Source organism: Lysinibacillus sp. RS10 (assembly GCF_041956855.1).
In the GTDB taxonomy this organism is placed as follows: Bacteria; Bacillota; Bacilli; order Bacillales_A; family Planococcaceae; genus Lysinibacillus; species Lysinibacillus xylanilyticus_A.
On the sequence record NZ_CP167122.1, the window covers coordinates 4,366,057 to 4,379,475 of the forward strand.

Annotated in this window: 10 protein-coding genes and 1 riboswitch; of the genes, 1 reads left to right on the forward strand and 9 read right to left on the reverse strand. The window is 41.0% G+C overall.

Annotated elements, in window-relative coordinates; all coding sequences use genetic code 11:
• Positions 1-3 precede the first annotated feature (3 nt).
• The 5 genes from ACB089_RS21955 to ACB089_RS21975 form a co-directional block, all read right to left on the reverse strand.
• Entirely contained in the window at positions 4-1,140 is a 1,137-nt protein-coding gene (locus tag ACB089_RS21955) for an acyl-CoA dehydrogenase (RefSeq protein WP_368636145.1), read from the reverse strand.
• Between the two features lie 240 nt (positions 1,141-1,380).
• Positions 1,381-2,517: an acyl-CoA dehydrogenase gene (locus ACB089_RS21960; RefSeq protein ID WP_374963922.1), complete on the reverse strand. Its 1,137-nt coding sequence runs from the start codon at positions 2,515-2,517 to the stop codon at positions 1,381-1,383.
• A gap of 69 nt (positions 2,518-2,586) precedes the next feature.
• On the reverse strand, positions 2,587-3,438 hold the full coding sequence (locus ACB089_RS21965; RefSeq protein WP_068986688.1) for a 3-hydroxybutyryl-CoA dehydrogenase: 852 nt from the start codon (positions 3,436-3,438) through the stop codon (positions 2,587-2,589).
• A complete protein-coding gene (locus ACB089_RS21970; protein WP_374963923.1) occupies positions 3,438-4,643 on the reverse strand; it encodes an acetyl-CoA C-acetyltransferase in 1,206 nt (401 codons plus the stop codon). The genes ACB089_RS21965 and ACB089_RS21970 overlap by 1 nt, the downstream gene beginning before the upstream one ends.
• Before the next feature lie 396 nt (positions 4,644-5,039).
• Positions 5,040-7,262, reverse strand: a complete 2,223-nt coding sequence (locus ACB089_RS21975) for a heterodisulfide reductase-related iron-sulfur binding cluster (RefSeq protein ID WP_374963924.1) — start codon at positions 7,260-7,262, stop codon at positions 5,040-5,042.
• Between the two features lie 572 nt (positions 7,263-7,834).
• On the opposite strand from ACB089_RS21975, the gene ACB089_RS21980 reads away from it, so the two are divergent.
• Positions 7,835-8,011 carry a hypothetical protein gene (locus tag ACB089_RS21980; RefSeq protein ID WP_374963925.1) on the forward strand — a complete coding sequence of 59 codons (177 nt, stop codon included), beginning with the start codon at positions 7,835-7,837 and terminating at the stop codon, positions 8,009-8,011.
• Positions 8,012-8,103: 92 nt separating this feature from the next.
• Here ACB089_RS21980 and ACB089_RS21985 read toward each other — a convergent pair whose 3' ends face one another.
• From ACB089_RS21985 to ACB089_RS22000, 4 genes are all read right to left on the reverse strand, one after another.
• Positions 8,104-8,667 (reverse strand): cob(I)yrinic acid a,c-diamide adenosyltransferase, encoded by a 564-nt coding sequence (locus tag ACB089_RS21985; protein WP_068986691.1) that lies wholly within the window; start codon positions 8,665-8,667, stop codon positions 8,104-8,106.
• A 71-nt stretch (positions 8,668-8,738) separates the two neighbouring features.
• Positions 8,739-10,199, reverse strand: coding sequence for an adenosylcobinamide amidohydrolase (locus ACB089_RS21990; RefSeq protein ID WP_374963926.1), 1,461 nt, complete (start codon positions 10,197-10,199; stop codon positions 8,739-8,741).
• Positions 10,196-11,197, reverse strand: a complete 1,002-nt coding sequence (locus ACB089_RS21995) for a FecCD family ABC transporter permease (RefSeq protein ID WP_374963927.1) — start codon at positions 11,195-11,197, stop codon at positions 10,196-10,198. Before ACB089_RS21995 ends, ACB089_RS21990 begins: the two co-directional genes overlap by 4 nt.
• Positions 11,198-11,406: 209 nt before the next feature.
• Positions 11,407-11,590, reverse strand: a riboswitch (cobalamin riboswitch).
• Positions 11,591-11,750: 160 nt separating this feature from the next.
• Positions 11,751-13,418, reverse strand: a complete 1,668-nt coding sequence (locus tag ACB089_RS22000; protein ID WP_368636139.1) for an acyl-CoA dehydrogenase family protein — start codon at positions 13,416-13,418, stop codon at positions 11,751-11,753.
• Position 13,419: the final 1 nt, after the last annotated feature.

Consider the following 13,419-nt stretch of genomic DNA (forward strand, 5'->3'; position numbering starts at 1 on the left):
ACGTTATTTTGTCAACATACGAGAGATAACAAGACGTTGAATCTCTTGTGTACCTTCGTAAATTTGTGTAATTTTTGCATCACGCATGAAACGCTCAACTGGATAATCTTTTGTATAACCATATCCACCAAAGATTTGAACCGCCTCAGTCGTTACATTCATCGCAGTATCGCCAGCCATTAATTTCGCCATTGCAGATGCCTTACCATAAGATAGGTTATTTGATTCTAACCAAGCCGCTTGGTATGTTAGCAGTCGAGATGCTTCAATGTGAGTTGCCATATCCGCTAGTTTAAAAGATACACCTTGGTTGGCAGTAATCGGCTTACCAAATTGCACACGTTCTTTCCCATACTCAACCGCTGCATCTAATGCTCCTTGTGCAATCCCTACAGCTTGAGCCGCAATACCATTACGTCCTCCATCAAGTGTTGTCATCGCAATTTTGAAGCCTTCTCCCTCAGCTCCAAGCAGGTTTTCTTTTGGAACGCGACAGTTATCAAAAATAATTTCAGTTGTAGGAGATGAACGAATCCCTAGTTTTTTCTCCTTCTTCCCTACCGAGAAACCTTCAAAGCCGGCTTCAACGATAAAAGCAGATGTGCCATGTTTAGCTTCTGGATCTGTTACTGCAAATACAACATATGTATCTGCTACTCCACCATTGGTAATGAAGATTTTCGCACCGTTTAAAATATAATCATCGCCATCACGTTTTGCATATGTTTTCATGCCACCAGCATCAGAGCCTGATCCTGCCTCTGTTAAGCCATATGCACCAATATGTTTGCCTTCTGCCATTGGACGAAGATATTTTTGTTTTTGTTCTTCATTACCAAATTTAAAGATTGGCCAACCCGCAAGCGAAGTATGTGCTGATAATGTTACCCCCGTTGAAGCACATACACGTGATAATTCTTCCACAGCAATAACATACGCAAGATAATCAAAGCCTGCACCACCGTATTCTTCTGGCCAAGGAATACCTGTTAAGCCTAGCTCCGCCATTTTATCGAAAATTGCACGATCAAACTCTTCATTCTCGTCACGTTCCGCTGCTGTCGGTGCTACTTCATTAATAGCAAAATCACGAATCATTTCACGTAATTGCTCATGCTCTTCTGTTAATTGAAAGTTCATTGTCCATTTCCCCTTTTTAGTTAGACTCTGTTCTTGCTAAATTGTTAATTTTTATATTTGATCATGTTTCTGCGCTCTGCCTCGGGAAACTGAGCAGATCTCTTGGTTACCTGATCAGTTCTCCGGGTTACCCGAGCGATTCATTGCTTGACCTGATCATTTCTACGAGTTATCCGAGCGTTTTCTTATAACGATCGACATCATCCTTGAAAAATCAACATTGCAACATAACTTCAGATCTTATTTAAGTAAATGTTTACTAATGACTAGTTTTTGAATCTCACTTGTACCCTCGTATATTTCTGTCACCTTTGCATCTCGGAAATAACGCTCTACGGGATAGTCTTCTGTATAGCCGTAGCCACCAAAAACCTGTACCGCTTCTATTGCCGTTTGCACTGCTGTGCGTGAGGCAAAGAGTTTCGCCATGGATGCCTCCGCTCCACACGGCAACCCTTTTGAACGTAAATCTGCTGCACGATAAACTAGTAATTTTGCTGATTCTACCGCAGTCGCCATATCAGCAAGCTTGAAGCCAACTCCCTGTTGTGCGGCAATAGGTTTGCCAAATTGAACACGCTCTTTGGCATAAGCAGTAGCTGCTTCTAGCGCTGCTTCAGCAATGCCTAGAGATTGTGCAGCAATACCAATACGTCCAACATCTAAGTTGGCCATTGCAATTTTAAAGCCTTCCCCTTCCTCCCCAAGAAGGTTCGCAGCTGGAATACGACAGTTATCAAATGTTAATTGGACTGTACGTGAACCGTGTAAGCCCATTTTATGTTCATCTTTCCCTATGATTAAACCCGGTGTGCCCTTTTCAACAATAAATGCTGAAATACCACGTGTTTTAGCAGCAGGATTCGTTGATGCAAAGACAATATAAACATCTGCTTCTCCACCATTTGTAATAAACACCTTGGAGCCATTGATAACATAATCATCCCCGTCTCGTACCGCTTTTGATTGCAGTGATCCAGCGTCCGAGCCAGCACTAGGCTCTGTTAAACAAAATGCCCCTAAATATTCCCCGGCAGCAAGCTTCGGAACATAACGTTTCTTCTGTTCATCGTTGCCAAAATATATAATTGGGTTTGTTCCAACTGAAGTATGCACAGATAAAATCACACCCATTACTGCACTAACCTTCGATAGTTCATTAATAGCAATTATGTACGATGTAAAATCCATCGCAGAGCCGCCTAATTCTTCTGGGGTTGTTATCCCCATTAAACCTAATTCTCCCATTTGTGCAAGGAGCTCACGCGGAAACTCCCCTGCTTCCATACGCTCTACCCACGGTTCAATCTTTTCCTGAGCAAAACTTCGGACCATATCTCGCATCATTATTTGTTCATCTGTAAATCGTAAATGCATCTATTATGTCACCCCTAAATGTTGTCTCGTAACATTCCATTTCGCTTGAATAGCCCCATCCCCATAGGATTATTCGTAAACGTAAAAGCCTCTTCCAGATTTTTTACCTAACCAGCCTGCTGCTACATATTTACGAAGCAATGGACAAGGTCTGTACTTACTATCACCTAGGCCCTCATGTAAAATCTCCATTATGGATAGACATGTATCAAGACCAATAAAGTCTGCTAAAGTTAAAGGTCCCATTGGATGATTCATACCGAGCTTCATCACATCATCAATGGCTTCCTTCGATGCTACACCCTCATACAGTGCATAGATTGCTTCATTGATCATAGGTAGTAAAATACGATTTGAAATAAAACCTGGGAAGTCATTTACTTCCACCGGTGTTTTCGATAATTTTACTGTCATGTCTTCCACAGCTTTGTAGACTTCATCGCTTGTGGCCAATCCTCTAATAATCTCTACTAACTTCATCACAGGTACCGGATTCATAAAGTGCATACCGATTACTTGCTCTGGACGATTTGTGACAGCTGCAATTTCCGTAATTGGTAAAGATGATGTATTCGTAGCTAAAATGGCATGTGCTGGTGCAATCTGATCAATTTGCTTAAAGATGGATTGCTTCACTTCCATATTTTCCACTGCGGCCTCGATGATAATATCTACATCACTAGCATCCTGTAAATCTAGTGACATACTAATGCGACCTAGAATAGCCGCCTTCTCATCCTCAGTTTTACGACCCTTTTCGACATCACGTGTCAGGTTTTTCGTCATCACGCCTAAACCGCGCTCGAAAAATTCTTGTTTCATATCGTTCAGTTTGACATCATAGCCAGCTTGTGCACAAACTTGTGCAATACCAGAGCCCATTTGTCCAGCACCAATAACCATTACCTTTTGAATTCCCATCATTCGTGTCCCCCTGTTTTCGGTACTTCGATCATAATCGCATCGCCTTGCCCTCCACCTGAGCAGATAGCAGCAATTCCGATACCACCGCCACGACGCTTTAATTCATGTGCAAGTGTTAAAATAATGCGTGCTCCAGATGCCCCAATTGGATGACCTAATGCAACTGCACCGCCGTTCACATTGACCTTTTCAGCATCTAAATCTGCCAGTTGCTTGCTCACTAGAGCTACTGCCGCAAAGGCTTCATTGATTTCGATGACATCAATGTCCGTTAATGATTTGCCCGTCTTTTTCAGTAATTTGTTAATAACAAGCCCTGGTGTTTGCGGGAAGTTTTCTGGCTCAATAGCAAGCTCTTCATGGCCGATAATAACCGCAAGTGGCTCTCTACCTTCACGCGTTGCACGTTCCTCACTCATTACTACTAAGGCACATGCACCGTCGTTAACGCCAGGTGCGTTACCTGCTGTTATCGTTCCGTCCTTGTCAAAGGCTGGCTTGAGCTTTGCCAGTACCTCTATTGACGTACCCGCTCTTGGTGCCTCATCTGTATCGACTTGAAGCGGTTCTCCCTTACGTTGCGGAATTTCCACTGGCACAATTTCCTCAGCAAAATAACCTTTGTCAATTGCTGCAAGTGCACGTTCATGGCTACGAACAGACCATGCATCCTGCTCCTCACGGCTTAAAGAAAATTCGTTCGCTGTCGTATTACCGTAGATTCCCATATGTGGTCTTGCCTTATCAAAGGCACATGTTAAGCCATCATATAGCATGCCATCCACCATTGTTGAATCGCCCATGCGTAAGCCTGTTCGACCATTTTGTAGATAATACGGTGCATTAGACATGGACTCCATACCACCAGCGATAATCACTTCTTCGTCCCCTAATCGAATTAGCTGATTGGCTAGTGTTACAGCACGCATTCCTGATGCACAAACCTTGTTAATCGTTTCTGTTTTCACCGCTATTGGTAAATTTGCTTTTATTGCAGCTTGCCTTGAAGGAATTTGGCCCTGTCCCCCTTGTAAAACAGAACCTAAAATCACTTCATCCACTTCATCAGGCGAAATTTTCGCTTTCTCAAGCGCCCCTTTTATGGCGATTGCACCTAAATCACTTGCGCTTAGTGCTGATAGTGAACCTCCAAACTTACCAAATGCAGTTCTTGCTCCTGCTAAAATTACAGCTCTATTCAAGTAAAACACCCCTTTTGTTTTACGTTCTAGAAGAAGTATCAGAGCATTCCTGTTGACTGAACGCTCGCTCGACCTCTTGCGATGAAAAATGGGAGTTAGTATCAATTATGCCTCGGCATAATTGCGTCTGGAATCGACTTTGTGCTTAGGCCTGCACGATGCAGGTCAGTTAGCCGTTATCGCATGGATGCGATGATTTTAGGCTAACATCCTCTAAGTACTCCTTTTCGATTCCATGACATCCGCCGGAGGCTTTAACTTCTTTCAGCGGGTGTTTGGATACCCGCTGAAAGAAGTTTGATCAACTCCCATTTCCATTTAATCTTATTCTACAAAACAATTATTTATTGTGCAATTTATATTTTTCAGATAACTAAAATATTTCTGCAATAACTATCATTTTTCTGCGTTAGTTTCTGTATTCTTGTCTTGTTCGACACTTTCTACAGAAGCTACTACTTCTTCAGCCATTACATCTGCTGCCTCTTCAACTGAAATCTCAACAGCTTTCACCTTTTCACCAAACACAGAACGCTCTAATAACTCTGCAACATCGAATGTACCGATTGAATCCTCAACCTCTTTTGCCTTTGTGCCATCTTCAAGCATTGTTAAACAGTAAGGACATCCAGAAGAAATTACTGATGCGTCCGTTGCTAAAGCTTGCTCTGTTCTTGCTACGTTAATACGGTTGCCGACATGCTCTTCCATCCACATTAATCCGCCACCTGCGCCACAGCACATGGCTGTCTCGCGATTACGTTCCATTTCCACAAGCTTAACACCTGGAATTCCACGTAGTATTTCTCGTGGCGCATCATAAACATCGTTATAACGGCCTAAATAACAAGAATCGTGGAAAACAATTGTTTCATGAACTTCGTAATTTAACGCTAGACGATTTTCATCAATCAATTCGTTCAATAGCTCAGTATGGTGATAAACCTCGCCCTTCCAGCCAAAGTCTTGATATTCATTTTTAAAGATATTGTAAGCATGCGGATCGATTGTAACAATTTTCTTTACGTCGTTTTTCTCGAATTCATCAATATTCGCTGTAGCAAGCTCTTGGAATAAAAACTCATTTCCTAAACGACGAGGAGTATCCCCTGAGTTTTTCTCTTTATTTCCTAAAATCGCAAACTTTACGCCAGCCTCGTTTAATAGGCGACAGAATGCTAATGCAATTTTTTGTGAGCGGTTATCAAATGCACCCATTGAGCCTACCCAGAATAAATATTCCATTTCCTCGCCTGATTTTTTCAGCTCTTTCACTGTCGGAATATGAATTGTTGGATCTAGGTCACGCCAATTTTCTTTTTCTTTACGGTTCAAGCCCCAAGGATTGCCTTGACGTTCGATGTTTGTCATCGCGCGCTGTGCATCAGGGTTTACTTTTCCTTCAGTCATTGTTAAGTAACGGCGTAAGTCAATAATTTTATCGACATGCTCATTCATAACAGGACATTGATCTTCACAGTTACGACAAGTCGTACATGCCCAAATCTCCTCTTCTGTAATGACATCGCCGATTAAAGAAGGGCTGTAGATATCTTCAATGATTGCGCCTTCAGCACCAGCTGCCATTGCTAACTGATTCCCCTTTGTATTAGCAAAGAATTGATAAGGTACCCAAGGTTTTTGCTTTGTCACAACAGCACCTGTAAACGTTAAATGATCACGCAGCTTCACGATTAAATCCATCGGCGATAGCATTTTCCCTGTTCCTGATGCTGGACACATATTTGTACAGCGTCCACACTCTACACAAGAATATAAATCTAGCATTTGTTTTTGTGTAAAGTCTTGAATACGTCCAACACCAATTGCCGGAATATCCTCTTCATCTTCAGCATTTTCTAATGCTTCAAAGTCGATTGGTGTTAGAGTACCTGTACGATCTAAACGATTCATGTACACATTGATTGGACTTACAATCAAGTGGAAGTGCTTCGATTGTGGTACATACACTAAGAATGTCAATAAAATTAATAAATGCGCCCACCACATCACGTAGAAAACAACAGCTGCTACTGATGCTGGTAGGAAGCTAAATATAGCTGCAACGCCAGAAGCAACTGGCTCTGTATAACTTAGTTCCTCACCATGCCAAATTAACCCCATACCATTTGCAAGCAATGTTGATAACATTAACCCACCAATGAAAATTAAGACAAGACCATTTTTCCAGCCTCGTTTTAGACGTACTAGCTTTTCTACATAGCGACGGTAAAATGCCCACACAACCGCCACTAAAATCATTAATACCACAAGCTCTTGGAAGAATGTAAAGACACTATAGAAAATGCCAAGTGGTAGATGTGATCCAGGTACTAACCCCTTCCAAATTAAATCAATAGCGCCTAGCTGAACCATTAAAAATCCATAGAAGAACATGACGTGAATTAAACCACTCTTTGGATCTTTTAATAGCTTATTTTGGCCAAATACATTGACCATAATATAACGAATACGTTCTTTGACACTTTCATCAAACTCAACCTTTTTCCCCAATTGCACAAACTTATAACGTGTTTTTAACAGATAGAAGAACAATCCTCCTGCATAAAGCACAACCACGACTGTTAGAACAATATTTGCAATTACTAATGGACTCATGGTTGGTCCCCCCCTTTAGTTTGTCGTAATTTTCTCTCTTTGTGGTAAATTCGCTAGCTCATACGTAAATGTACGTCATCATTATATTCCTATTCTAATAAATGAGTGAGCATTCAGTCAACATAAAACGGAAATATTTCTGATAATTTTATATTCTTACATTTTACAAGAAAAAAAGCCACCCTGAATTTTTAAATGGACATGAAACAGCTAACGAATTTCATTTTTTTATATTATAAATCTATTTTTTGTTGGATATAGAAAATCAAAAAAGCCGATTTGCATCATGTTTTTGATGACAAATCGACTTTTTCAGTGCGCTAAATTTCAAAGTAGCTATTTCTTTTCAAAACTAATATGCGCTTTCAGCAAAACGTGACCGGGGGCGTCCGAGGAGTCGCCCTTAGTTGATAAAAACTGAAATTGTTCCGATAAAACGAGAAATTATTCCGATAAAAGCTAAAATTGTTCCGATAAAATGAGATTTTGTTCCGATAAATCTTCAAAGTGCTCATATAAAAGTGAATTCATCACAATAACGTGGAGTTGATTTCCGTTCCTGCGGGGCGCTTATGGCAACAGATGTTTTTTGCGCGAAAGCGAAGCGTCAGCAGCACGATGTTTTTTGCGCGAAAGCGAAGCGTCAGCAGCACGATGTTTTTTTGCGCGAAAGCGAAGCGTCAGCAGCACGATGTTTTTTCGCAAAAGCCCTTTCGTTCCCCTACTCGAGGTCTCATCTACTGCGCTGATTCCCAAAGAGCCGCCCAACCTCCACTCCAATCAACTTCTTCAAATGACATACGTTTTAACAAAATGTCATCCACAACTTTTGGTGATCAAACTATTTTTTAAAAACATTACCGCTTCGAATATATTCAACATCCGCAACTTTAAGTCTAAAATTAACAACTCGTGCGGCTGCAAATAAATAGTCGGATAGACGGTTTAAATACTTTTGCACAATTGTCGGCACGTCTTCAATTTCCTTCATAAGCGTTACCATTTGTCGCTCTGCTCTACGCGCTACTGTGCGAGCAATGTGTAAGGTTGCAGCTGCTGGTGCACCACCTGGTAAAATAAAGCGCTGTAATGGTGGCGCTTCATCTGACAATGCATCAATCCGAGATTCTAACACTTCAATTGGCTGCTCTGCAAGCTTATAATGACGTTCCTTCATGACATTAGCGAGGTCGCCGCCTGCATCAAAAAGTTCGTGCTGAATCGTTTCTAAATCAATTAGAATATCCTTGAATAGCTCACGATCTAATTCACTTACTGCCTTGCCAATAAAAGAATTCAACTCATCAATTGCCCCGTATGTCTCTACGCGCAAGCTATCTTTGTCGACACGTCCACCTATAAGACTAGTTTTCCCCGTATCGCCTGTTTTCGTGTAAAGCTTCATTTCTCTCATCTCCTATAATCAATTTTTATTCCGCATTAACGGGCAGCAATTTATTTGTGACGCCCACTGAATTAAAGCTTCACTTTATAATTTTTTATTGCCTGCACCGTTGTTTCAAAAACACCTTTACCAATTAACTTGCCTACAGCTGTAATTGGACCACCATACTGCATCTCTTCCCCTTTTTGTGTCGCCGCAATTAATAAACTATCGGTAGCAGTACCTGTTGCAATCGTACCACTAAGCTCATCACGAATACCTTCTGACTGCAATGCCTTTGTTTTCGCCTCATTAGCTGTCATCATTGCTTGGAAAAATGCTTCTTCTGATAAACAACCATTTATGATGACCCATGTATTTATAGTACCAATATATGGTTCATCCTGTCTTTCATGAGCACGTGACACATCAACGGCATTGCCGACTCCAGCTGTAACAGCAACAAATAGGCTACCAAAAGGAGCTTTAAATTCATTTATAGCTACAAGATTTGTCGGAACAGCTGTTAACATAACGACTGTACTGGTAGGTGAAAAATGCTCCTTTTGTAAAAATTCAGCGACCTCTTTCTTTACATCACTAATGACATAATCTATTGGTACAGAGCGATTTAATAAGCAATCATACCAACCAATACCGGGATTATGTACAGCTGAGGAAACCGTTTTTAACGGCAACTCTGATTGAAGCTGAATGTAATGCTCCGTAACAGTGAAATTTTCGTTTTTGATGACAGCACGTTGCTGATGTTCGACTGAGGCTGGCATCATTGTAATTTGAGGCTTTGGAATTTCAGGATGTGCATAAGTTGCTACTCGCGCATGATAGATGTCTTCAATTTGCGAAGCAATTAATACTTCATGTGGCGCTCCAAATGCTCGCATCCTTCCACCTTCCATTAGTAATAATTCATCACAATAAAGGGAAGCTAAATTCATATCATGTAGTACCATAATAACGGTTAAACCGCATTCAATTGCTTCCTTTCGTACCATATCTAAAATTTGACGTTGATGGGCAATATCTAGATGGTTCGTTGGCTCATCTAGCAGTAATATTTCCGCCGTTTGCGCAAGAGCCTGGGCTACAAAAACTCTTTGTTGTTCCCCGCCTGACAAAAATTCCATCGATGTCTGTTCATAGCGTTTCACACCTGTTTGCAGCATTGCATGTTGGATTGCTTGTTCATCTCGTTCAGTCCAACTTGAAAAGAAGCCTGTTTGATGGGGATAACGTCCAAGTGATACCGCCTCACGTACACTGTTTGAAAAGGCATTCGCATGTAATTGTGGTAGCACTGCCATTTTTTTTGCCAATGCACGTGCATTATAAGCGCTAATATTTTTACCGTCTACTACTATAGTGCCTGCAGTTGCTGGCAGTATGCCACTCATTACTTTTAATAGTGTGGATTTCCCACTACCATTCGGTCCTAAAATCCCTAGTACTTTTCCTTTTTCAACGGAAAAACTTATATCCTGAACGATCGGCACATCTTCATAGCCACCAGAAAGATGTTCAACAACAATCATGCCCGTCCCCCCTTGCTTCTACGTTGCTTATAAAAAATATAAGAAAAAACGGGCGCCCCAATAAATGCAGTAATTACGCCAATTGGTAGCTCTCTTGGCATAATAATTGTTCGTGCTATTAAATCACAAATAATGAGCAAAGTTGCCCCATTTAAAAATGATAATGGCAATAAATGACGATGATCTGAACCCCAAAGCATCCGCGTCATATGGGGTACAACTAAGCCAACAAAACCAATCGTACCAGAAACTGCTACAGCTGCTCCTGTCAACATTGACCCGCCTACCAAAATTATATATTTACTACGCTTAACATTAACACCTAAATGTTTCGCGCGTTCCTCTCCATATAACAAAACATTTAACTCGCGTCTTTGTGTCCAAAGCATAATTGAGCCAATGATCACAAACGGAATAATCATTTGAACAAAAGGCCAACCTCGCATCGATACTGAGCCGAGCAACCATCCCATAACTTGTCGTAGCTCCTCACCAGATAATGCAATCATTAAGGAAATTAAGGAACCTAAAAATGAACTAAAGATGATCCCTGTTAAAATAAGAGTCTCCATTTTTAGTGAGCGGTCTACTATTCTAGCAAAGCCCATGACAGCTACCATCGTTAATATTGCACCTATCATACTGAAGATTGGTAATGCATAATGGCCTACTACCGGGATTGATATACTAAAGAAAATCGTCATCACTGCGCCAACTGATGCACCAGAGGAAACACCTAACGTATAAGGATCTGCCAAAGGATTTTTTAGTAAGCCTTGAAAAGCAGCCCCTGCAATGGCAAGAGATGCTCCGACAAGTCCCGCCAACAGGACTCTAGGTAAACGAATTTTCCATAAAATATTGGCAGCTGTCTCATCAGCCGCCTTATTCCACAATACTTCTAGTGGAATATGAACTGAGCCTATCGCTACGCCACACCAGATGCTAATAATTAGAAGCGTAATTGCTGTTACATAGGCTATAATCGTTCTACTCATTTAAAGGCTCTCCCCCTTAGTCTATCTGTGCCTATATTCAACGACTTGTTCTTCTGATTTATCGATACATTTTGGCTTGAAATCGCCTAATATTGAGAATTTATCGACATCCATCTTACAAAACAAATACCCCTCATCAAAAAAGATGAGGGGATCAAATTTGCACAAAAATACGTATACAAAATCCACCACCCTATCCTCGTAGGCCGCAACGTGTTTTCTATAAAGGCAGGTCTCCTGGCTCGTGCTTCATTCGCTTTTTCAAGCCTTCCCGAAATTTTCAGTGGCGCAGATTGAAAAAACTCACACATACAGTGGCGGGACCGCATCGGAATAACACCGATTTCCCTTTTCACTTTACATAAGTAAAGAACCTTTATAATTTTCAGTTGATATAATTATACATGAAAAAAAAAGAGGCTGGGATAAAACTGGACAATACCTTAAAAAGCGCAAGAAATCAATTTTAGAAACGTTGATTTCTCGCGCTTTTCTTATGTGATTTTTTTTAATCTTGCTATAAAAATATACTTTTGTCCCAGCCTCTAATCTATCAGACTATATCTAAAAAATACTGTACCGTTTTCATTGGCTCACCAATTTCTCGCAATGACCATGTACTCTCTAAATAAATATCTGCTAGCTTTTCATATTTACCGCCGAATTTTTGTGCCCATTCGACTGCTACAACACTTTCATATACATGTGCCATTTTTTCTGCAACCTTTTTAGCCTCAAATGTTTTCGTTGCTTCATCCAAACGACTAAATGTTTGCAAAGTCAAGTCTAGTTTTACTAATCGCTCTGCTACAATTTCTACTAATGGACTGTCAGCTAGTTTTTCTAGACGTTCCTCCATGATACGAACAAATAATTCATGTGCATGAAACTTATCTACTAAACGAATGAGCTCCAATGCTAAAATATTGGCAGTCCCTTCCCATACAGTCAGCACCTGTGCATCTCTTAATAAGCGAGGTGTAACAAAATCCTCTATATAGCCATTCCCTCCGTGCAATTCAATTGCTTCACTAGCATAATGTACCGCTTGCTCTGCCGTTTCTTTTTTCATGATAGCAATATACAAGCGATTCATAATGATGTCCTGTTCATTGCCCTGTCCACTTGTTACTTTATCGTACAGCTGAATAACATCAAAAACAGTGGCAACTTCTACATGAAGCTTGGCAGCAAATTTCCCTAATGTATCTTGAATCATAGGATATTGCGTTAAAGGCTTACCAAATGCATGACGATTGGTTACATAATGCTTCGCCTCTAGATAACCGCGACGCATAATGCCGATAGAAGCAACTGCATTGCAAATTCTTGATAAATTAAGTGCCTCCAGCATATAATAAATCCCCTTATTCGGCTCACCGACAACATAAGCTAGTGCGCCATCAAATTCCACCTCACCAGAAGGCACTGCGCGAACGCCAAGTTTATCCTTTAAACGTCGAATGCGGAGGTTATTCACAGTGCCATCCTCATTCCGCCATGGAACCGCAAATAACGTCAAGCCCTTTGAGCCTGTCTGTGCCCCCTCCATACGGGCCAATACCATCGCTACTCCACACATTCCTGCGTTAGATGCGAAATATTTCTCACCAAATAAACGATACTGGTTGCCGTCTTTTCTCGCCTCTACAACATTCGCGCCAACATCAGAACCACCTTGACGCTCCGTTAAAAATGTAGCTCCCTCATATAACTCAGTATCTCCTGTTGCACAAACATGTGGTAAAAAGCGCTCCTTCACTTCATCACTTGCATAATGATCGAGTAAATAAGCCGTTGCCATTGTTAAAGTAACAGGACAGTAAAAGCCTGGCTCAGTATGGGACAGTATATAGCCTTGAGCAAAGCTATACACATAGTTGCCCTTTCTACCTAATTGCGGAATATCCTTATGCACATAGCCAACAATACCGGTATTGTATGTCTCTTCAATCGTTTTTTTATAGCCATCATTAACCCAGACCTCTGACACTTCTTCACCATATGCGTTATACCTTTGTAAGCGAGGTTCACCCTCTCTATCCGTATGTTTCGCTCTCACATCAATATCTCCAGCACAGAGCCCTCCGAAATCTGTTAGCTCGCGTGTTGCATATTCTGCAAACTCTTGATCTAGCATCATTTCTAAAATCTTATGAAGTGTATCGTCATCTTTAAAAAAATTCGTTGTTTTCATTTCTGCCTGCTGTAAAACCTTCATG